Origin of the sequence: Rhizobium rhizogenes NBRC 13257 (assembly GCF_000696095.1) — a bacterium.
GTDB classification, from domain to species: domain Bacteria; phylum Pseudomonadota; class Alphaproteobacteria; order Rhizobiales; family Rhizobiaceae; genus Rhizobium; species Rhizobium rhizogenes.
In genome coordinates this window covers 168,573-189,036 of the sequence record NZ_BAYX01000013.1, presented here as the reverse complement: position 1 = coordinate 189,036, position 20,464 = coordinate 168,573, and the positions used below count along the sequence as shown (strand labels likewise).

Below are 20,464 nucleotides of genomic sequence, written 5' to 3'. Positions count from 1 at the left end.
TGCCATCAGCTTGCACTCCTTTTCTGTTGGAATATCCGCAGCCATTCGTCCCGGTCATCGCTAAGCTCCAAGCGGATCGCCTCGGCAAGTTCCACGTTTGCCGTTCGCCCGGAGAGGATTGCGAGCTCATCGTCGAAACCGTTGAGATTGAGTTCGGCGACAACGCTGTTGTGACCCTGTTTAACAATGAAGCGCCGGCTTTCGGCGGAGAGTTCGCGGGTGACCAACTCGAATTCGCGTTCGGTGAGCTTGAAGCCACCGACATAGTCGTCTCGATCACCGCGGGAATTCGGCAGGAAAACCTGTGTTGGGCACTGCTCGATGATCGTATGCGCGATCGGTGAGTTGATGGCGTCCCGCGGGCTTTGCGTGGCAAACAGCAAAAGGCCGTTCTGCTTGCGAATAGTCTTGAGCTTGTTCTGGGCAAGATCAAGAAAGCTCTCGTCTTGCAACGCCTTCCAGAACTCGTCGATGACGATGATGATCCGTCGGCCATCGATCAACTGTTCGACACGGTAGAAAAGATAAGCCATCAAGGGATTACGGATTTCCTCATTGTCGAGAAAATCGGTCATGTCGTAGCCGAGAAATTTGGCGCCAATACCGATCTCATCGGCCCCGTTGTCGAAGACCCAACCAAGCGGCCCGCCTCTTTCCCACCGACGCAGGCGTGCGGCGATCCCTTCCGGATCGGTATTGTTGAGAAAGGTGCGCAAAGCGCCGATCGTGCGCTGATCTTTCGGCAGATCGGCAAGGCCATCGATCGCCAACGCGATATCGCTGACATCGCTGGCCGAAAAATCGCGCACTGCCGCGCCGGCTAGCTTGGCGATAAATCGTGCTAGGAATATCTTGTTTTCCGGTGTCAGCTCCAAGGATTTCAGCGGTGCACATCCGGTCGGCAGCCCATTCTTAAGCGGCAAATAGGTGCCACCGGCAGCCCGGACGAAGAGGTCGGCGCCACGATCCTTGTCGAAGAAGACCATGTGCGGGTCATGCTTTTCGAGTTGCGACAGCATGAAATTGAGAAGCACGGTCTTACCAGCACCCGACGGACCGCAGACGAAGGTGTTGCCGAGATCGCCATAGTGGAAATTGAAATAGAACGGCGAGCCCGACGCCGTCTTCAGCATGGCGACGGCCGATCCCCATTCGTTGCCGTCCTTCCTACCCATAGGATAGGAATGAAACGGAGAAAGTGCTGCAAAATTCCGAGAGGTAATCGCACCGGAACGGGCCCGATACCGAAAATTACCGGGCAATTGCGCCCACCATGCAGCTTCGAGCCCTAGATCCTCGCGCGCTACGACCGCGCCGCCATTGGTCAGATGCGAGCGCGCCTTGGCGAGATTATCAGTAAGGTCTTTGACAGAGGAAGCGAACACCCCAAGCGTCAGATGGTGCTCCCCGAGCACGAAACGGTTTGATTCCAGCTCGTCCATCGCCGCATCGAGCTCTTCGATCTGTGAGGCTGCCCTGTCGACCGCACTCACCATCTGGTTCTGTTTGCGGCCCATGATGGTGCGGGCATCGGTTTTAGACCTGAACGCGAAGGACTGAGTGAGGATCAGTTCGAAAGGTGCCGTTAGAATACCGTCCAGCATGCCGCCGCGGGTTCTCGCCGGATATTCCTTGAAACCGAACATGCCCGCGTAACGGCTTGTCCCTTCATGACGGATCTCGACCGTCTCGCGTCCGACAATTACACGATCGGAATAGATCGCCGAGGAGATCCTGCCTTCCGTCAATGGTATGGGTTCACGGCGGCCGCCGATCAATTGATGCAGCACCTCGCTCGGTTCGGAAAACAGGATACCGTTTTGATCGTAGAGCGACAGCACGCGCGGCGCGAAGCGCCGCAGTCCCGCGGTGACATCGGCTACCTTGTCGCGCAGATGCTTCAGACTGCCCTCATCGAGCTCGACTGCGGCTCGTTGGAGCTTGCGAAGCCGTGATAGCAGATTTGCGAGCTGTTCGGCCGGATCGCGGCCCGGATGCCAGAGCAGGGTGAGATAGAGATCGTTGCGAAACAGGTCTTCGCTCACCATCCGCTCCCGATATTTGCCATTCAACGTTGCCGAGAAGGGATTGGTGAACTCGCCGTCGGGATAAGTGTTGTCGCGCCGCCGGATGAGATGGGTCCAGATTGTCAGACGCTCGTCAGCGATGTTGCGGTAGAGCGTATTGAGGTCGCGCTGCAGGCTGTTCAGGTCGGTCGCATCGGCCGTCTCGAAAGATACGCCCTCCAAAGAGATCATCGCCAGCAATGCTCTGGAATCGAGTGCGATCACGGTCTCGTCCACGTGCCGGACATAGGGGATAAACGTTTCTGGCTCGACTTCACGGAATTTGAGACGGGACATATTAGGCATGGCCAAGGTCCCTTTCGTCATAGTGCCGCACCAGCCTCAACGGCGTCAGCGAAGAACCACTCCAATAGATGCCGTTGCGTGAACGACCACGGGTTTCGATCCAGGCAATCAGGATACGGAACATGTTGTGGTCATGCTTGACGAGCGAGCGAAAGATGAAATGAAAGACCACACCGACAAGGCCATAGGCGATCGAGCCGGCAATAATGTAGAGGATCGTCGTCAGCATAATGTTGACGCCCATGGCCTCCATCGTCACCCCGGCAATCATCGCCGGCCGGGTGCAGGCCAAAAACAGAGTGTCTTCCTCGAGCGAAACCTTCTCCACCATGATCTTTAGCCCCCGGAAATCGTGCTGACGATCTGCGAGGCACCGAAGAGAATACCGATGCCGAGCACGACATAGGCGGCCTTGCGAAGGTCGAGGTAGCCGAACATCCAGGCGATGCCGACGATGATGACGGCGATGGTCGCCAGAAGCTTGGCGACGTTGCCCGTGAGCAAGGTGACGATATTCTGCAGGACCGTCTCGATACCGCCGGCGCTCTGGGCAAAGGCTGGCTCGATCATGGCGATCGAAAGGACAGTTGCCATCGCAACGGTGACACCAAATGCACGAATATTGATCCTCGACATCATTCAGACTGCTCCGGTTGATCATTTTGGAAGACCAGCGCAGATGATTGCCGCGCTGCATGGAATACATCCCAAGACGGGGGGGGCGCCGACCGTTCGGGCAAAGGCCTTTCCTCACCGTTCAAGGACGGATCACTGGTCTGGGGTTCGGGAACTGTCTGCCGCCCGATGCTCTGCCCTATCGCTATGGCCGACAGCATTTTCGAAAGCCGTTTGGCCTCGCTTTTGACCTGATCGTCATACTGGGCCATTTTTCCGACCGAGGGATCGGAACGCCCGTAGTAGGATTGCAGCATCACGCGCTCCGCCTGTTGCCGTGTCGCGCCGGCGCGCACGGCCAGACGATAATAGCCATCGAGCAGTGTCGCCGTTGCCTTGAGGTTGAGGCATGGATCGAACGCATCCGCGATGCTGAGATCAAGCTTGCGCAATTCGGCGATGCCAATGCCGCCAAGCCCTAGCTGGACATCCTGATGCTCCGCCATCAGCGCCGTTGCGGTTTCGATCGCCTCGGCCTTGCTCTTCGGCTGTTCATGAAGAGATGAACTCTCACCCACACGAATATCAAAAGGCTGGAACTGGCTTTCGAGACTGACAACCGCCGCAAGCGTTTCGATCGCAATCGCCGGCGCACAGGTCTGGGCAAGATCGGTAAAGGAGACGGCCATGGTCAGTACCACACCCGCTGGCTTCCAACGCCGTCGATGGTCACATCGACATAATGGGGCTCGGATCGCACATTCGGCCGCGCCGTTGGATAGCCCATGCACTGTACGTGCCGGCCATCCCGCTGCCAGCGCGCCGATATCACCAGCCCATCGTCTCTAGCGCTGCCATCACGGCCGGGGGCGCAATAGCCTCCGTCAACCTTGGAAAGGGTTAGCGAAACGCAGGTCTCCTGTTGGCCGCGCTCGCCATAGCGTGTCGCCAGGCGATAGCTGTCACTGCAGAAATAGGGCTCGTAACCAGGACGCGATGCCCGGAAGCCGACACCGCTGCAGGTGGGAAAGGAATGCCCCTTGGCAAGCTCCTGCCAGAGCTTGTTGATCGGGGGACGGCAGGCGTCATATTGTGTAGGCCCACCCGGATTGGAAAGGCACAGGATAACCTGACATCCCCAATCATCGGCGCGCGCATGCCTCTCGGAAATGAGGTATAGAGGGATGCAGCCGGCAATGGCGAAGACTGTTCCAACCAGAAGGCGTTTCATCAGCATGATCCTTCGATGTGGCGATATCAAACGATCCGTCCGGCGACGATCTGACGCCGTTCGTACTTTATACTGACTTATATAACGCAGTTAAAAAGATGACAAGTACCCTAACCACGCAGTGGCACAGTCTTTCGTTCGCAGCCTTCATTCTGCATGAGATCATGGATCATCCGCAGGAGGATGAGACACCACAATCCCGGCTGAAACAGGTCGGCATGATGAGTGTTCTTTACATCATGAACCAAGCTCACCAGGCACTAACTATCTCAAATATTGTGGAAATTACGAAGCTCACACGCATGGGCGTGACGGAGACAATCGAGCCATTGGTGAAACGTGGGATCCTGACGGAGACGTTCGTAAAGAATTCCATGGGGCGCGGCAAGGCCCGTCAGTTTGAGATCGCGCCGGAGATTTTCGAGAAGCTGCGGAGCTTTCAGGCGAGGTGATTGATGATCTCAGCGGCCGAATCAAACTGAATTAAAAGAAGCAATAAAAATCCAGAAATGACCAAACAAAGCGACTGTATTCGTGTGCTTGACTATGTCTTTCGCAAGCCCCGTGGCTTGAACACATAGCCAGCTGCATGGACGGTGCGAATGGCAGCATCATATCCAGGCCACTCCCCCAGCGCCTTGCGCAAGCGGCCAATATGAACATCCACCGTTCGCGGCGTGACTTCGGCGGAAGCCGGCCAAGCCGAAGCAATCAGTTCGGAACGGCTGCAGAGCTGCCCCTCCCTCTTCATCAGATGACGTAGAATATTGAACTCGATGGGTGGCAGTACAAGGTCGCGACCGTTGCAATATATTCGACGACTGTCGACGTCGACTTCCAGGTCGGCAAAAGCCGGTGGCGCAACCATTTTCGAGTTGATCATTTCCATGGCCTGTCCCGCCACCTGCCTGAGAGATGTTAGCAATTTCTCCGGCGAAAGCGGCCTGAACAGGCAGTCATCAACACCGGCTTGCAACAAGGCCAGATGAAGCAGCTGCGCTCCGCTTCGTAAAAGCGCAATCAGGCGGACCTCGTTGTCATGTGTGGATCGCCTGATCTCGCCACATATGGAAACAGCATCTTGGGTTTCGTGCGTGCAATCGAAAAGGATTGTGCACGGCGAGCGCTTCGTGCAGGAAGCCAGAACATCCTTGGCGCTGCAAGCCAGAGACGGGATAAAGCCTTGCGTCTTCAGAATGTAGCTAAACGGCAGGAACAGCTCTGCATCGGAGGTCCAGATGATGACTTCGTTGCCGGCCGCCACGTCGAGCTTCATTGCCATTCCGGAGCGCTTGAAATTGGACGCGCCGGACCGTGTGACGGCTCTAGGCTGGCGCATATTCGCCCCCGTTGATATCGAGGATTGCACCATTAACGAATCCCGCGTCCTCCGACGCCAGGAAGGCAACGGAGGCGGCGATGTCCTCCGGCGTTCCCAATCTGGCAGAAGGAATGCGTCCGACAGCTTCCCGATTGGCTGGCGTATCGGGATCGCCAGTCAAGGGCGTCAAGATCCTGCCAGGCGCCACGAGATTAACGGTTATGCCGAAAGGACCGCACGATCCGACAAGCGCGCGCATAAGACCGGCCAATGCTGCCTTGCTGGCGGCGTAAGCGCCACCGGCGATGCGGGGCCGTGTGCGCCCAGCGAGCGATCCGATCAAAATGATGCGTCCGAATCCCGCCTGTCGCATTCCACTGACGACTGCCTGACAACATAGCATGGTGCCGGTCAGATTCACGGCCAGCACTTCGTTCCATTCCTCCAGCCCGATATCCTCGAACCGCCGAGGACCGGCTAGGCCTTTGGGCGATATCCCGGCGTTGCAGACGAGAATTTGGGCGTCTCCCCAGGTGGATGAGAGCTCTTCGAAGAATTTGGCAACAGCCACAGAATCCGACAGATCGACAACTCGACCCAAGACCCGTCCAGATCCGAACTCCGCGGAAAGCACGGCGGTTGCGTCAGTCACAGTTTTAGCACTGTGACTGAAGATGGCGACGCAATGCCCTGCCGCCAATAGCTTTCGCGCTGTCGCCAATCCGATACCGCTCGTCCCTCCTGTCACGACGGCGATGCGAGACGGCTCTGGCATCATGCCGCCTCATCCAGGCCGGCAAACAAGGACAAAGCCGGGTGAGCCTCAGGATCTGTCATGACCTCGATAAACAGCGGCCCCTTGCCTGCCAGTCCACCCTGTAGATGAGCCTTGAGCTCAGCTGGATCCTCGACACGCACTGCCGGGCATCCGCAGGCTTGAGCAATCTGCATATGGTCGACAGGCGCAAAATGGCACGCGGATGTGAAGCGCCCGAACTTCACAGTCTCGGCATCCCGCTGGAAACCGAGGATACCGTTATTGAGAAGGATGATGGTGATGGGAAGATCGGAGCGAACCATGGTTTCCATCTCCGCCCAGCTATGGGCGAACCCGCCGTCGCCAACCATGGCGACCACCGGATGCTCGGGTCTGGCTGCCTTTGCGCCAAGAGCCAGAGGCAGGCCCCATCCCAGCCCCGCAAGACCGCGCGGCGTCAGGAACCGCATTCCTGAAGCAAGTGATCGCAATTGGCCGACGACCCACATCGATGAATAGCTTGCATCCGCAACAACGGTCGTTTGCGGCGTCAATGACGCCTGCAGTTCCGCCATGATGCGTTCCGGGCGGATCGGCGACGCAGTGGCATGCACGAGCTGATGCCGATCCTCATCGAACTGCCGCCAGCACTCGGCTATGCGGTCGATAACAGCAGTCCGTTGGTCCCGACGTTGGGATAGATCTAGCGCGTTCAGTGCATGAACAAGCTCTCTGAGTGTCTCACGCGCATCCCCGACCAGGCGCAGCGCCTGATAATTGCGGCCGATTTCCTGAGGGTCGACATCGATGTGGATCACCTGGGCACCAGCAGGAATTTGCCGCCAACTATCCGTGCCGTTCTGATTGGTTCGCGTTCCAACCAGAATGACAAGGTCTGCGTCACCGACCAGAGCAGCCGTATGGCGTCCGAGTGACCGCGGACCCACGAGTGATCCTAAGACGCCGGCCGAAAGCGGATGATGTTCATTAACCGCGCCCTTGCCCATGTTGGTGGTCAAAATTGGGAGTACAGCCAGATCCTGCAACATGGCCAGTTCATGGCAGGCATCGCTGCCGAGGACACCGCCACCCGCGACTACCACGGGATTGTGGGCATTCGCAATCAACTCCGCTGCCCTTTGCAATGTCGCACGATCAGGACACGACCGATCAAGCGGCCAATGGCCGAGATTCAGAGATCGTGATGGCGTTTTAACACCAAGCTCTAAGCGCAGCAGATCGGCAGGCAACAGTAACGCAACTGGTCCGGGCCGACCGGAGGCAGCAGCAGTGAAGGCGGCATCAATATAGTCCTCGATTCGTTCCGGGACCATGACCCTGCGCACCCATTTCGTGCAGGATTGGAAGAGCGCGATATGGTCGAGCTCCTGAAACGCGTTCCGATCCATCTGATCGCGCTCGACTTCCTGCACAAGTGCTATAATCGGAACGCTCGCCTTTAGCGCTTCGGCCATCGGAGGCACCAGCAGCGTGGCAGCCGGACCATTCTGGGCAGCCACCACGCCGATCTTTCCGGATCGTCGAGCATAGCCATCGGCCATAGCGCCGCCCATATTCTCCTGCCGGTAAGCGACCTGGCGAATGCCTGCCGCTTCAGCAGCGAGGATGAGCGCTGATGGTAGGCTTTGGGCGAATATATGGGTGACGTCATGGCGCACCAGCGAACGGGCCAGGCATTCGGCGACAGTTTCCAAGGACTTCGTGGTCATGCGGTTGCTCCAGCAAAATCGGCTTCGTAGGTTTCGAGGAAATCGCCGAAGACTTCGACGATCAAATCAAGATCGGTATTCGTCATTGCCGTGGAGAGGCAGGCGGCGGCCCCAAAGGGCAAGAGGATATCGAGTTGACGGAAATGGCTTGTCAGATTGGTCATCCAACTGCTCTGTTCCGGTGTCGGGAAGGCCTGCCGATAGTCACGGGGCACCTGCCGCTTGGGGTGGATGCGAAAAAGCGAAGCCGAACCGGTGACGATAAATGGTGCGTCATGATGCGCGATCGCGGCAGAAAGGCCGTCGCGCACACGCGCACCCATTTCATCAAGACGCTCGAAGCTTGCCGACGTCAGTGCCTCCATAGCCACTCTTCCTGCGACCATTGACACCGGATTGGCCGAAAAAGTGCCGCCTTGCGGCAGTGCCGGCCTCGCGCCCGAGCTTGCGAACACCCCCATCACCTCCTTGCGACCACCAACCGCGCCGACCGGAAAGCCGCCGCCGATGATCTTTCCGGCAGCAATAAGATCCGGCACGAGCCCGAAACGCGCCGATGCACCGCGATATCCTTGCCGCAGATTCAGCACTTCATCGGCTACGACGAGAACGCCATGTTGTCGGGCAAGATCGGAGACGGCTTCGATGAAGGCTGGCTCAGGGGCGATCAAACCTGCCCTGCTCGGCATTGGATCGATCAGGATGCAGGCAAGGTCACTGCCCGACACGGCCAACCGCCGCTCCAGGCCTTCAACATCATTGAAACGGATCACATCGACCTCTTCGGCAACACTTTCCGGCGCGCCGGCATAAGAGGTCGTGGATGCCGGGGTGTCCGCTGGTCCCCATGACGTTGGCGACGCGCCTTGGCTTACCTCGGCCCAATCATAGGCACCGTGATAGGCTCCTTCGACGCGGGCAATGCGCGACCGCCCGGTAAAGGCGCGCGCTGCCTTGATGGCGAACATGACGGCCTCGGTGCCGCTATTGACGAAGCGAATGTGCTCGATCGCGGGAATGCGCTGCACGAGCAGTTCCGCCAATCCAAGCTCGTGTTCCGTTGGATTGGAAAAGCAGGTTCCTTTCTGCAGGAGATCCGCAATTGCGTCGGCGACGGGCAGGTAACCGTGACCATGGATCAGCGTGGTGAAATTGTTGTTGAGGTCGAGGAGCCGATTGCCGTCGACGTCGATCAGATAGGCGCCCTCACCGCGGGAAATGTAGGTCGGCAGAGGATCGCGCTCGACGGTGACGCGCGTGGTTCCATCGGGAAACACGATCTGCCCGCGCTCGAAGAAATATTGCGAGCGTGATCTGAGCGAAGCACGCCGAAATGATGGAAAATCCTGATGAAGCATGCCTTGCCCTCTCCGTTCAGAGATGCATGTTCGCATCCCGTTCACATTTTTGTTGCATCAAAAAAACATGGAGAGCAGGAAAGTGCAACATAATTATTCAGCGGCGGGAGAGATTCCTTTGATCGCGGTCTGCGCTGATTTTTTTCATCTGGCGAAATCCATCACGAATGTCGTTCTCGATGGCGGCGCGGGCAGCGGCGGCATCCTTTTCAACAAGCGCCTCTATCGCGGAACGATGATTGCGAGCACCGTAGCGTGTCTCGGAAAACTCTGGATAGAGTCCGTTAAATGACGCACCAACCCGTAGCCACAGAGTCTCGATCATCTGCAAAAGATAGGGCATACCGCTCAGACGGTAGATCGCAAAATGGAACTCCTTATTATGCCAGAGGGCGTCAAAATAACGCTTTTCATCCAATGCAGCGTCGATTTTCGCCTGAAATAGCTCAAGTTCTTCGATCGCCGCCTCGCTTGCGCCCTTGACGGATAGCGCCGCCGCGAGCCCCTCCAGCGCTAGGCGCATCTGCGTAATCTCCTCGAGATCCGACAATCTTAAATGAGGAACGATGACGGTTTTCGGGCCAGAGTAGATGAGCGCCCCATCGATCACCAGGCGGTTAATGGCATCGCGAGCGGGTGTCGAGCTGACATCCAGCATTTCCGAAACTGCGCGGATTGTGAGCTTGTCGCCAGGCGAAAAAGCGCCTCGGATCAGTCGCTCCTTCATATTGTGATAGGCCATTTCGCCCAATCGATTGGGCTGATGCTGATGGTTTCCTTCGTCTTCCGGTGCCATTTCCAATGAAAATTTCTCCAATTCCCTTTGACAAGCGTCAATTTTGTTGCAACAAAAATGAAAAGCGACGTGCTTGCAAACATTATGTGACATTAAAATTCATAACACTTTCGCAAATCCCCGTCTTCCCAAAGTTCAACTCGGGAACCGGACCAGAAGCCAGGAGGTCGGTGAACGGCTTGCGACGCCGACGCAAACGGACACGTTTCAAAACGACAACAAGAAGGAGAGGAACTTTGATTGGTGAAGCACTTACGCTGCAAGGGGTTGAAAAGCGATATGACACATCGCTTGCTGTAGATGGCATTTCACTGGCCATCCGGGCAGGTGAGTTCCTGTCGATCCTCGGGCCTTCGGGCTCTGGCAAGACGACGCTACTAACGATGATCGCTGGTTTCGAGAGCCCGAGCAACGGTCAGATCATGATCGGCCGTCGCGACGTTACCTATATGGCACCAAACAGGCGCAACATCGGTATGGTGTTCCAGCGCTATGCCCTTTTCCCGCATCTGACGGTGGCGGCCAACATCGCTTTTCCGTTGCGCATGCGCCGAATGGACAAAGATCTCATCAGCAGCAAGGTGGAGGCGGTGCTGGCGCAGGTACATCTTAACGGCTATGGCGATCGATATCCCCATCAACTCTCCGGAGGCCAGCAGCAACGCGTGGCCGTCGCTCGGGCAATCGTCTTCGAGCCGCCCGTTCTCTTGATGGACGAACCACTTGGGGCCCTCGACAAGAAACTGCGCGAGGCGCTGCAACTGGAAATCAAGAGCTTGCAGCAACGACTCGGGGCGACCGTCATCTATGTGACGCATGACCAGGAGGAAGCGCTCACCATGTCCGACCGCGTAGCAGTGGTGGCAAAAGGCCGTCTGGCCCAGGTTGGATCGCCGCTCGAGCTTTACCGCTCGCCCGTCTCAGCCTTTGTCGGAGACTTCATTGGTCGCATGAACTTTCTCGACGGCGAATATCTCGGTCAAGATAGCGGGAACTACATGGTGCGGCCAAAAGGCGGCAACGTCGTTGCTACGGCGGCGGCCGAAGACGGGGCAAGCCCCTTTTCCTCTCGCCAAGCTGTCAGCATCGCGGTGCGCCCCGAACGGTTGTCGCTAGCGCCTCACGGTCGCGACCGCGGCGCCATTCTGACCGGCACCATAGACGCAACCGTATTCGCCGGTTCGTTTTTCCTCTTCTTCGTGCGAACCCAAAATGGCGATGACCGCCTGCTCCAGATCCAGATGCCCGTCGGGCATGTGGCGGCAGGCCTTCGTCAAGGCGACCTGGTTGACGTCATCCCAGAGGCGAACGCCTTGCGGCTGTTTGCAAAAGTGGGGGCCTAATCCATGGCATCATCCCTCGTGAGACAATCGCCCGGCTCTTTCCTCCGCTGGATCCGCACAGGGTCGAGCCGCCATTATTCGCCACTGTTGGCCATCTTGCTGATTCTGCCGCTGCTCCTCCTCTTGGCGGGAGGCTTCGTCTATCCGGTGGTCAGGCTTATCGGCATCAGCCTTTCCGGAGCAACTCCCCTCGCCCCTTACCAGCGTGTCTTCGAGAGTCCACTTTATATCCAGGTCCTGCTCAGAACCTTCCGCATCGCGGCGATCGTGACCATTGCCTGTTTTGCAATCGGATATCCGACCGCCTATGCGATCGCGCACATGCGGGGCAGGTTGGCAAAGCTCGGAACGGCATGCTTATTTATTCCGCTTTGGACCTCGGTGCTTGTCCGCTCCTATGCCTGGATCGTGCTGCTAGGTCGCAACGGCATCATCAACGACGGTCTGATCCAGCTCGGTGTTATCTCGACACCTCTGAAGATGCTTTATACTGAGGGCGCTGTCATTCTCGCGATGACGCATGTGCTGATGCCCTTCATGATCCTGCCGATCCATTCGGCCTTGCGCTCGGTGCCGAGCGCGTACGAGCAGGCGGCACGAAATCTCGGCGCCAGCCGGACGGTCGCCTTTTGGCGCGTGACCTTTCCACTCAGCCTATCAGGCGTCTTCGCCGGCTGTGTGATCTGCTTCATTCTCGCCATCGGCTTTTACATCACCCCCGCCCTGGTCGGCGGACCCGGCACGCTGATGATGGCGACCCTGATCGGCCAGCAGACAATCGTCCTTCTGGACTGGCCATTTGCCGCCGCCCTGTCAGTCATCTTGCTCACCGCGACGTTGCTGCTGGTGCTGATCTTTCGCCGCGCACTCTCTTTCAGCAAAGGTTTGAACAGTGTCCATTGAATCTCAACCCGTGACGCAGCGATTGGCAACACCGTCGTCCGACGCCCGCCGGCATCGTCCAGTCTGGCCACGGATGGCACAACATGCTTCCAATCTAATGATTGCGGCGGTGCTGTTCTTTCTCGTCCTTCCGACGCTGCTGGTGATACCACTGGCACTCAGCGACGCCTCCTATATCACGTTCCCACCGCAGGGACTGACCCTACGCTGGTTCGAGGCGTATCTGTCCGATCCCGACTGGCTGCGCTCGACCATCTTCAGCCTACAGATCGCCGCAGTAACCACTGTCGTAGCGACGACCATCGGGACGATGGCGGCGGTTGCTCTCGTCCGTGGCAAATTACCAGGCAAGGCACTGCTGCAAGCCCTCTGCCTCGGACCGATGATCGTGCCGGCAATCGTCTTCGGCGTCGCGCTCTATCTGGTCTTCTCGCCTTTACAACTGACGGGGAACCTGACCGGATTCGTCCTTGCCCATTCGGTGCTGGCGGTGCCTTTTGTCGTCATCATCGTTTCCGCGGCATTGGAGAGAATAGACCCGTTGCTGGAACTGGCGGCCTTGAGCTGCGGAGCGGGGCGGCTCAGAGCCTTCTTTGCGGTGACACTTCCCAATCTCGCGCCGGCCGTCGCAACGGCCGCGGTCTTTGCTTTCCTGACCTCCTTTGACGAAGCGACCGTGGCTTTCTTCATCTCTGACACCGGCGGCAAGACGATCAGCCGGAAAATGTTCGAGGACATCGATTTCAACCTGACACCTGTCATTGCCGCCGTCTCGGTCATCATTGTTGCCGTTTCGCTGCTTTTGATGGGTTCCATACATCTCCTGAACAGCCGCCGGGAGCAGCACTAGCGGCAGAAACACCCGCTGCAGGCGGGGACATCCATAAGAGGAAAACATTGATGACAATAAGAGCAGCCATCCGGCTGAGCGGCATTGCTATGTTTTGCGCAGCCATTCTTCTGGGAGAAACGCCCAATCCAGCACTTGCCAGCGAGCAGGTCGTGATCGCCACGACTGGCGGCGCCTACGATGCGGCGCTACGCAAATGGTGGTTCGAGCCGTTCACCGCTAAGACCGGTATCCAGGTCGTTTCCGTTGCGGCAACCAACGCGGAGATGCGCGCCAAGGCGACCGCGATGGTGAAAACCGGCAACGTCAGCTGGGATCTCTACCCCGACGGAGAAATCCAGGTGAGCTCAAAGGATCATCTCGCGATTTCCGAACCGCTTGACAGTTTTTGCACACAGTTCAAGGATCGTCAGGATCTCGTTCCCGATGCCTGCATCCCGGCCGGCGTGCGGCTGTTTTCGACAGCCACATTGATGGCCTACGATCCGCAAGCCTTCAAAGGCAACCGGCCCGTGACCTGGGCGGATATGTGGGATACTTCAAAGTTTCCGGGCGGACGCTCGTTTCCGAATTTCGACGATCCGTGGCGCGTCATGGCAGCCGCCCTTTTGGCAGATGGGGTCAAGCGCGACGACCTCTTTCCGCTCGACGTCGATCGCGCCCTCAAGAAGCTTGACGCATTGCGGCCGTCCATCTCACTCTGGTGGAAAACCGGAGATCAGAGCGTCCAGGGGTTCCGTGAGAACGATTACAGCATCGGGCAGATCTGGCTAACGAGGGCAAGCGCGCTCAAGGCAGAAGGACGTTCAATCGCCTGGTCGAACAAAGCGGCGTTTCTGGTGGGCGATCGCCTCACGGTTATCAGGGGAGCGCCCAATCGAGACAATGCTCTGAAGCTCATCGCCTTCTGGTTGGATTCCCCGGACATCCAGGCCAAGGTGTGCGAGGCACTATTGTGCACGCCGCCTAGCAGCGCGGCAATTAAAGTGATGCCGCAAGCAGTTCGCGACCAGATGCCGAGCACCGAAGACGTGCGCGACAGTATCGTCATTCCAGACGCCAAATGGATCAACGATCATGCCGCGGAGTTGCTGGAGCGGTGGAATAACTGGGTTCGCTAAAGCAGGATGACGACGTGAAAACATTGTGCATGATGATGCCGTGCCACGGCGTTTGGAAGATGAATGTTCAGCGATCATTCATTGAATGAACGCTTGGCACTTGACGCCCACGCGCCCCAATAAACATCGGCAGGAGGTCCGCCTGCGAGCAGAAATGCTCGAAGCTGGGCGGGCCTCTCTTGCCCAATGAGGCTTCCCAAGGATGCAGAAATTGCCCCTTTGCCGCACGCGCGCGCCGCTATCTTCTCGTTTGGGAATTGCGTCTGTGTAGGGGGGTAGGGTGACTTACGATTCGCTCGGCGTCAGAACACGGCGAGTAAAGATACTGAAGATCGGAATTTCGCTGATGATTGCCTCGATCGTATTGACGGCGCCTGCGATGTTGCTGTTGAAATCCCACGACTAAATGCCTCTGCCCATAGAGCGTCGAGACAATCCATCAGTGGATGCCGAAAGACCCCGGCGACCGGACATTTCGCAAAGATATTGGCGCCTGCAGTCTCTGAAGGGAAAATGTCCGCAGACTGATTGGTCTTTACCGGCGGCACGTAAAGAGACGAACCGCCACCTTAATACTCTGAAGTCGAACTTGACTTCTCATTTCCAATATAAGAACATAAAGGGAACACATGGAGTTTACCATGACTCATGCAGAGCAAGTCATTGAGCAGGCGCCCGCCACAATTTCCGCCTCTCGGGCAGCACGCGAGCGCGACCCGGAACGGCGGGCGATCTGGCAGCGTCACGTTGAAGAAAGCCAGCCGCTGCTGCCGTTCCCGAGGCCTGTTCAGCTTTTACTGGCTCTGCAATGACAACACGCGATTTTGCCGTTCTGCTTGAAGAGACCGCTGCGCGCATTGCCGACGTTTCACGGCCCGATTTGCAGATTCTGCTTCGACGCGCTGCTATTATGGTGCGCAACTCGGGATCGATTGCGCTCAATGAAGATGTCGAGGAGGCCCTTTGCAGCGTCGCCGGCGAGCTGAATATGACGCGCAATCAAATGATCCGTTATATCGTGCAGGAGTGGTTGGAGACGAATACCTATCTGCCTGTGCGAATGCTGGACGAAGACAGTGAGGCGGACGGAAGCGCCTGACACCGACAGTCCAAATCCGAATTCGATCGAAGGGCGGAAAGATCTCTTCTGCTACGCCATCCGGCTGGCATAGATTCAATATCGGACTGGCATTGTAACCGGATCGTACCTAGAACTGGAATCATCAGAAAGGGTCCCGCTCTCCATGAAGTTCAGCCTCGATCATCTGCCGGAACGCAAACGACTCGAACTGTCGCGAATTATCGAGATTGTGCATGAGGAATTCGAGGATGCGCTGAAGGAAGGCACGGCCGATTTCAAGAAGAAAGGCCGTATCCTCAAGATTATTCTCTTCGGCTCTTATGCTCGTGGCAACTGGGTAGATGAGGAGCATACCACAAAGGGCTACAAGTCCGACTACGATCTGCTGGTAATCGTCAACAATCGCAAGCTTACCGACTTCGGTTCATACTGGCGCAAGGCGGCCGACCGATTTCCCCGTATCGTCAAGCCGCCAGTCAGCCTCAGCGTACATTCGCTCCGTGAGGTCAATGCCGCGTTAAAGCTGGGCAGATATTTCTTCAGCGAGATCCGTCGCGACGGCATCGTTCTTTATGAACTAGATGACGAAGAACTCGCCGAGCCGAAGCCGCTCACTCCAGCAGACGAATATCGTGCGGCTCAACAGCATTTCAAGAGATTTCAGAGAAGCCAAAAGTTTCTAAAAGGCGCTCGATTTTACGCAAACGAGGGTGACTCAGACGAAGCTGCGTTTCTGTTTCATCAGGCCGTTGAACAGGTCTATTCGACACTATTACTAACGCTGACGAGCTACAGCCCTGCCTCGCACAACCTCAACCACCTGAAGACGCTTGCCGAGGGCCGCGACCAGCGGCTTGCAGAGATCTGGCCACAAGATCGGCAACGCTATACTGCCTGGTTCAACATCATCAACCAAGCCTATGTGAAAGCCCGTTATTCCGAGCATTTCAAGATCACCGAGGAAGCACTCGTCTGGCTTGGCGAACGTACGGACGCGCTGCAGCAACTGGTAAAAGCGATTTGCGACGAGCATATCGAAAAGCTGCGGGAAAAGCTCTGAGCGCTGCGGGCAATCGCTGGTCGACGTTCTTTACCACCGGCCGCCATGTCGCGGTCTTTCTCCAGGCAGTCGGCACTTATCGGATCACCATCCCATGCCGCTCCGCCATACTCGGAAACTCCCTCTATCCGCAACCTCATCGCTTAGCGTCTGGCCGATACCCGAGCGGTGGGGCGTTACCGACAGGTACGAAGATATATCGGTTCTGCTCGACCATTTGTGGCCACAGGAAACCTAGTGCAGTTTTCCATCTGCGTTTACCGAGTCCGCGCCACTCGAAAAGCCCGTCGCCGGCGTTTCGCCGGCACGCAGCAGGCAAAAAACCTCGAACCAGAAATGGGCGTCGGTAGCACGTCCATCCACCTTCGCGCCTAAGGCGCACCAAGCCACAGCAAGCGTGGCATCGGGACCATAGGCCGCCTTTGCGGCCAAGGCCGCGACTGCCGGATCCCCGCCAGACCAAATAGAGATGTCATCATCCGAGGACGGCGCCTGGCGATATTTTGATGTATCCGCAAAAGTCATAGGAAGCTCTCCCGTGAATATCCGGCACGGGACGAAAGTTTGGCCGGACTTTATTCTCACAAGTGAGTCACGACCGCGGATGCCGCATATGTCGTGTGATCCCTGGCCACTTCCTATTTCATCTCAAAATCCACCAGCCTTGCATCCTGGGCGAGCCGTCCAAACTCGCTCGCAAAGAAGCTCTTTTGCCCTCCATTTTTGATGCAACAAAAATGTGATTAAATACGTATCATTTTCCCTATTTGCGTACAATGTAAATTTATGACAGATAAATAACAGCGATTTTTGGCAATTAGCGACAGAATCGCTACTGATCGCAGATATTTTTGTTGCACCAAATAATCCCAAGTGGTGCGGAATCTCGAACCCTCTCATCCTCCGCGTGCCACCGCCTACTGATCGAAAGGTTATCATCAATGAAGCCACTCATCCTCATTTGCTCCCCGGATTACGAATTCTACCTTCTGCTCGCACAGATCCTCAATATGGGAGGTCTCGAATCTTCGTTGGTGGAAGGAGCGGAGGAAGCCCTGGCTAGCGTGAAATCCGATGATTTGGTGGCCGTGATAATAGACTATCATAGCGACGCCTTCCGTATCGGCGATCTTGTCAGCCAGATCAGGGAAACACTGGCCGACAAAACGCTACCGATCGCCGTCTTCGTGGGAGCCGGCAATCAGCAACTTTATCTAGAAGTCCTCAAAACCGGCGTGAGCGAGATTTTCATGCGCCCATTCAACCCAGAGCGTTTTCTATCTTATCTGTCAGACTTATCGCCGGACGACAATTCGAAATCTTGCATAGAAAGAACCTCCGGCAATACGCTTATTTATGCGGAAATCGCGATGCAACTGGATAGCATGCGCGTCGAGTGCAACGGCATGGACGTCCAACTCAGTCCGATCGAATTTCGCCTTCTTCAGCATTTTCTACAAAAACCAGGCTACGTCTTCAGCCGCGACGCTCTCATCGAGGCTGCATGGCCGCAAGGTACGTTTGTGGAGCCCCGCACCGTCGACGTCCATGTCGGGCGCCTTCGGCGAGCCATGAGAGGCGTGCTAGGCCGCGATATTATCCGCACGGTGCGGGCTACCGGGTACGCGTTGGATGAGCGCTAGAAGACAGATCGAGCTTCGTAAGCTCTGAAATCACCGAGAAACCCCGTTGAGCATCAATGTGACACTCCGCCTGCTGTGTTTTTCAAGCCTTTCACTTTCGAAATATTGTCGTCACAGAACCTTCAAACAATATTACCGAAACGATCGTTGTTCGCAGACCCATTCCACGGCAATAAAATAGCATCGCGTCGCCAATGAGACGCGATGTGCTGCAGCAGATGTCCATTTTCTGTTGTGTCGCTGCTCCGCTACGAACAATTTGGATATTCCCATGAGCGATGATCATCATTCGCCCACCGCTTCGGCTGTGTCGCGATCCTACCGCAATACACTCAGCGTGATCGATTCCGCCGATCAAAATCTTGCTGCGGCCGAGCAGGAGGGGGTCATGGCGCTTTACGCGGACCCGGATAAGGATCGCTCCGTCCTGTTGCCCACGGTGCCTCAGAAGAGACAAGTGACTGACTTCGTTCGCTGCTCTTATCTCGGCCTCGACAATCATCCGCTCATCCTCGAAGGCGCCATAGAGGCAATACAGCGGTACAAGGCGCTCCATTGGTCCTGCGCAAGAACGAGGCTTAATTTCAGCCTGCTAGGCGAACTGGAAGAAGCGCTTTCCGACTTGTTTGCGGCACGGGTCATAACCTACACGACGGTCCTCGCCGCCAATATGGGAGCCCTACCGCTCCTCGCCTCCGGATACCTCACTGAGAACAAAAGACCGGCGGTCGTTTTCGACCGGTTGGCGCATGCGACGCTTGCGTTTCACAAGCCGGTCGTCGCCAATGAAACACCGATCGAAACGATTGCTCATAACGATCTGAACGCACTCGAGGATATTTGCCGGCGCAACGATCGCGTAGCCTATGTGTGCGATGGCGTCTATTCCATGGGCGGCAGCGCGCCGATTGCGGACCTCCTCGCACTCCAGGATCGATACGGCCTGTTTCTCTATATCGACGATGCCCATGGCATTTCCTTGTTCGGGAAGTCTGGGGAGGGCTTTGTACGATCCCAGGTCGGCGCAGCCCTTGGCGAGCGCACAATCATTGCCGCATCGCTGGGCAAAGGCTTTGGAGCGTCGGGCGGCTTGCTGATGCTCGGCACTCCTCGACAGGAAGAATTGTTCCGGCGCTTTTCGATCGCCTATGCCTTTTCCGCGTCGCTTAATCTAGCAGCAATCGGCGCTGCCATGGCGTCTCAGGCGCTGCACCGCACCGATGAGCTCAAGTTACGCCAGGATGCGCTTGCAGATCGGATAGCTGTTTTCGACAGGATGGTTGCCAGCGAGCAGGCCGGCTCAAAGCTACCAATCCGCACCATAGAGTTCGGCGACGAAAGACCGTCCATTCGTGCCGCGACCCACATTCTCGACAAGGGCTTCTACACCTCGGCGATCTTCTTTCCCACCGTCGCAAAGGGCAAGGCCGGCTTGCGGGTCTGCCCTACCGCCAGGCACAGCATGCGGGAAATTGAAGGGTTGGGACGTGCGATCAACGAGGCGCTCGCCGAACGAGGAACAGATCCATGATCGACCCAATCAGCGTCATTCTGAATGAAGCCCCGGAATTTAGCCGCAACGCCAACTTAAAGGCCGACGGGATCGATATGCTGAAATATATCGCCGAAACCTACGTCACCTTACCCGATTCCGATATATGGCTTGAGCAGATTTGCCAACAAGCTGCCGAGCTATGCCCTTCAATAATCTCCAACGGGCGGGAAAAAAGGTTCAAATGCGAGGAAGGACCCGCAATTATCAGCGCTACGGATATTATTGCTGACAGGGCCTGCATGCAGATTCGGTATGGTAGCCGATCTGCAGTCACCGAAGGAGCCGACAGGTTTCTGAACTTTGGCGACGGCTGCGCCGTCATACGGCCAACCAACGATGGTTTATTTGTTCGCATTTCTGCCCGGGACCTCGTCATTTTCTACGGAATTCGAACGCTTCTGGAGGGTAGCCTCTTGAAACTCGCGGCCATCTCCAATGACGCAGTCGAGTGGTTCCCTGCTGGACTTGAAACGCCTCGACCAGCGACTGATGGGACTGGAGCTTCGGCGCAGGTTTCTGATGTCCGGTGAGCGTAAGCGTGACGCCCGTCAGAAGCTTCTGCTTGGCGGGCTGGTCGTTCGGGCCGGCCTTGCGGAAGCGGACCGCGCCTTTCTGCTCGGCGCCCTGCTGGAATTGGTGAAGGTATCACTGACCTCGGACGAATACCGGCGACCGATAGAGCTGGCGAGACAGTGCTGAAGGCGTTCCTCATGACGCGAAGACACTAT

General features: G+C 56.9%; 24 protein-coding genes. 13 read left to right on the top strand and 11 right to left on the bottom strand.

What is annotated here, in order from left to right:
* Positions 1-5 precede the first annotated feature (5 nt).
* The 5 genes from RRH01S_RS26370 to RRH01S_RS26350 are packed head-to-tail and all read right to left on the bottom strand — an operon-like array spanning position 6 to position 4,218.
* Entirely contained in the window at positions 6-2,372 is a 2,367-nt protein-coding gene (locus RRH01S_RS26370; RefSeq protein WP_042475445.1) for a VirB4 family type IV secretion/conjugal transfer ATPase, read from the bottom strand.
* Entirely contained in the window at positions 2,365-2,703 is a 339-nt protein-coding gene (locus tag RRH01S_RS26365; protein ID WP_034519700.1) for a VirB3 family type IV secretion system protein, read from the bottom strand. The genes RRH01S_RS26370 and RRH01S_RS26365 overlap by 8 nt, the downstream gene beginning before the upstream one ends.
* 5 nt (positions 2,704-2,708) lie before the next feature.
* Positions 2,709-3,011 (bottom strand): TrbC/VirB2 family type IV secretion system protein, encoded by a 303-nt coding sequence (locus tag RRH01S_RS26360; protein WP_007694680.1) that lies wholly within the window; start codon positions 3,009-3,011, stop codon positions 2,709-2,711.
* The gene (locus RRH01S_RS26355; RefSeq protein WP_042475379.1) at positions 3,008-3,676 is read right to left on the bottom strand and encodes a lytic transglycosylase domain-containing protein; all 669 of its coding nucleotides are present in this window, start codon (positions 3,674-3,676) and stop codon (positions 3,008-3,010) included. Before RRH01S_RS26355 ends, RRH01S_RS26360 begins: the two co-directional genes overlap by 4 nt.
* A 2-nt stretch (positions 3,677-3,678) precedes the next feature.
* On the bottom strand, positions 3,679-4,218 hold the full coding sequence (locus tag RRH01S_RS26350) for a hypothetical protein (RefSeq protein WP_042475442.1): 540 nt from the start codon (positions 4,216-4,218) through the stop codon (positions 3,679-3,681).
* A 98-nt stretch (positions 4,219-4,316) separates the two neighbouring features.
* Between RRH01S_RS26350 and RRH01S_RS26345 the strand changes: the two genes are divergently transcribed.
* Positions 4,317-4,670, top strand: coding sequence for a MarR family transcriptional regulator (locus RRH01S_RS26345; RefSeq protein ID WP_034519737.1), 354 nt, complete (start codon positions 4,317-4,319; stop codon positions 4,668-4,670).
* Between the two features lie 92 nt (positions 4,671-4,762).
* On the opposite strand, the gene RRH01S_RS26340 is transcribed toward RRH01S_RS26345, so the two are convergent.
* The 5 genes from RRH01S_RS26340 to RRH01S_RS26320 all read right to left on the bottom strand — a co-directional run bounded on the left by RRH01S_RS26340 (position 4,763) and on the right by RRH01S_RS26320 (position 10,180).
* Positions 4,763-5,494, bottom strand: a complete 732-nt coding sequence (locus RRH01S_RS26340; protein WP_052365282.1) for a winged helix-turn-helix transcriptional regulator — start codon at positions 5,492-5,494, stop codon at positions 4,763-4,765.
* 49 nt (positions 5,495-5,543) lie between these two features.
* A complete protein-coding gene (fabG, locus tag RRH01S_RS26335) occupies positions 5,544-6,314 on the bottom strand; it encodes a 3-oxoacyl-ACP reductase FabG (protein WP_309546979.1) in 771 nt (256 codons plus the stop codon).
* Positions 6,314-8,026 (bottom strand): acetolactate synthase catalytic subunit, encoded by a 1,713-nt coding sequence (locus tag RRH01S_RS26330; protein ID WP_042475374.1) that lies wholly within the window; start codon positions 8,024-8,026, stop codon positions 6,314-6,316. Before RRH01S_RS26330 ends, fabG begins: the two co-directional genes overlap by 1 nt.
* Positions 8,023-9,384 (bottom strand): aspartate aminotransferase family protein, encoded by a 1,362-nt coding sequence (locus RRH01S_RS26325; protein WP_042475370.1) that lies wholly within the window; start codon positions 9,382-9,384, stop codon positions 8,023-8,025. Before RRH01S_RS26325 ends, RRH01S_RS26330 begins: the two co-directional genes overlap by 4 nt.
* A 97-nt stretch (positions 9,385-9,481) precedes the next feature.
* On the bottom strand, positions 9,482-10,180 hold the full coding sequence (locus tag RRH01S_RS26320) for a GntR family transcriptional regulator (protein ID WP_042475367.1): 699 nt from the start codon (positions 10,178-10,180) through the stop codon (positions 9,482-9,484).
* Between the two features lie 236 nt (positions 10,181-10,416).
* Between RRH01S_RS26320 and RRH01S_RS26315 the strand changes: the two genes are divergently transcribed.
* The 8 genes from RRH01S_RS26315 (at position 10,417) to RRH01S_RS26285 (ending at position 16,538) form a co-directional block, all read left to right on the top strand.
* Positions 10,417-11,523 carry an ABC transporter ATP-binding protein gene (locus RRH01S_RS26315; RefSeq protein ID WP_042475363.1) on the top strand — a complete coding sequence of 369 codons (1,107 nt, stop codon included), beginning with the start codon at positions 10,417-10,419 and terminating at the stop codon, positions 11,521-11,523.
* A 3-nt stretch (positions 11,524-11,526) separates the two neighbouring features.
* Positions 11,527-12,426, top strand: coding sequence for an ABC transporter permease (locus RRH01S_RS26310; protein ID WP_042475360.1), 900 nt, complete (start codon positions 11,527-11,529; stop codon positions 12,424-12,426).
* A 73-nt stretch (positions 12,427-12,499) separates the two neighbouring features.
* A complete protein-coding gene (locus RRH01S_RS26305) occupies positions 12,500-13,276 on the top strand; it encodes an ABC transporter permease (protein WP_042475358.1) in 777 nt (258 codons plus the stop codon).
* Positions 13,277-13,365: 89 nt separating this feature from the next.
* Positions 13,366-14,397 carry an extracellular solute-binding protein gene (locus tag RRH01S_RS26300; RefSeq protein ID WP_042475436.1) on the top strand — a complete coding sequence of 344 codons (1,032 nt, stop codon included), beginning with the start codon at positions 13,366-13,368 and terminating at the stop codon, positions 14,395-14,397.
* A gap of 280 nt (positions 14,398-14,677) precedes the next feature.
* The gene (locus tag RRH01S_RS35120; RefSeq protein ID WP_267880592.1) at positions 14,678-14,803 is read left to right on the top strand and encodes a hypothetical protein; all 126 of its coding nucleotides are present in this window, start codon (positions 14,678-14,680) and stop codon (positions 14,801-14,803) included.
* Positions 14,804-15,038: 235 nt separating this feature from the next.
* The gene (locus RRH01S_RS34530) at positions 15,039-15,209 is read left to right on the top strand and encodes a hypothetical protein (RefSeq protein ID WP_165586817.1); all 171 of its coding nucleotides are present in this window, start codon (positions 15,039-15,041) and stop codon (positions 15,207-15,209) included.
* Positions 15,206-15,496, top strand: a complete 291-nt coding sequence (locus RRH01S_RS26290; protein ID WP_042475352.1) for a CopG family transcriptional regulator — start codon at positions 15,206-15,208, stop codon at positions 15,494-15,496. Before RRH01S_RS34530 ends, RRH01S_RS26290 begins: the two co-directional genes overlap by 4 nt.
* 145 nt (positions 15,497-15,641) lie before the next feature.
* Entirely contained in the window at positions 15,642-16,538 is an 897-nt protein-coding gene (locus RRH01S_RS26285) for a nucleotidyltransferase and HEPN domain-containing protein (protein ID WP_042475351.1), read from the top strand.
* A gap of 234 nt (positions 16,539-16,772) precedes the next feature.
* Here RRH01S_RS26285 and RRH01S_RS26280 read toward each other — a convergent pair whose 3' ends face one another.
* The gene (locus RRH01S_RS26280) at positions 16,773-17,063 is read right to left on the bottom strand and encodes a Y4oE-related protein (protein WP_042475347.1); all 291 of its coding nucleotides are present in this window, start codon (positions 17,061-17,063) and stop codon (positions 16,773-16,775) included.
* A gap of 416 nt (positions 17,064-17,479) precedes the next feature.
* Here RRH01S_RS26280 and RRH01S_RS26275 point away from each other — a divergent pair, with 416 nt between their 5' ends.
* The 4 genes from RRH01S_RS26275 (at position 17,480) to RRH01S_RS26260 (ending at position 20,435) form a co-directional block, all read left to right on the top strand.
* Positions 17,480-18,181 (top strand): winged helix-turn-helix transcriptional regulator, encoded by a 702-nt coding sequence (locus tag RRH01S_RS26275; protein WP_042475346.1) that lies wholly within the window; start codon positions 17,480-17,482, stop codon positions 18,179-18,181.
* A 271-nt stretch (positions 18,182-18,452) separates the two neighbouring features.
* Positions 18,453-19,712 (top strand): 8-amino-7-oxononanoate synthase family protein, encoded by a 1,260-nt coding sequence (locus tag RRH01S_RS26270; RefSeq protein WP_042475343.1) that lies wholly within the window; start codon positions 18,453-18,455, stop codon positions 19,710-19,712.
* Positions 19,709-20,266, top strand: a complete 558-nt coding sequence (gene rctB / locus RRH01S_RS33230; RefSeq protein ID WP_052365276.1) for an SMa0974 family conjugal transfer regulator — start codon at positions 19,709-19,711, stop codon at positions 20,264-20,266. Before RRH01S_RS26270 ends, rctB begins: the two co-directional genes overlap by 4 nt.
* Positions 20,256-20,435 (top strand): conjugal transfer protein TraD, encoded by a 180-nt coding sequence (locus RRH01S_RS26260; RefSeq protein WP_042475340.1) that lies wholly within the window; start codon positions 20,256-20,258, stop codon positions 20,433-20,435. Before rctB ends, RRH01S_RS26260 begins: the two co-directional genes overlap by 11 nt.
* The last annotated feature ends 29 nt before the right edge of the window (positions 20,436-20,464 follow it).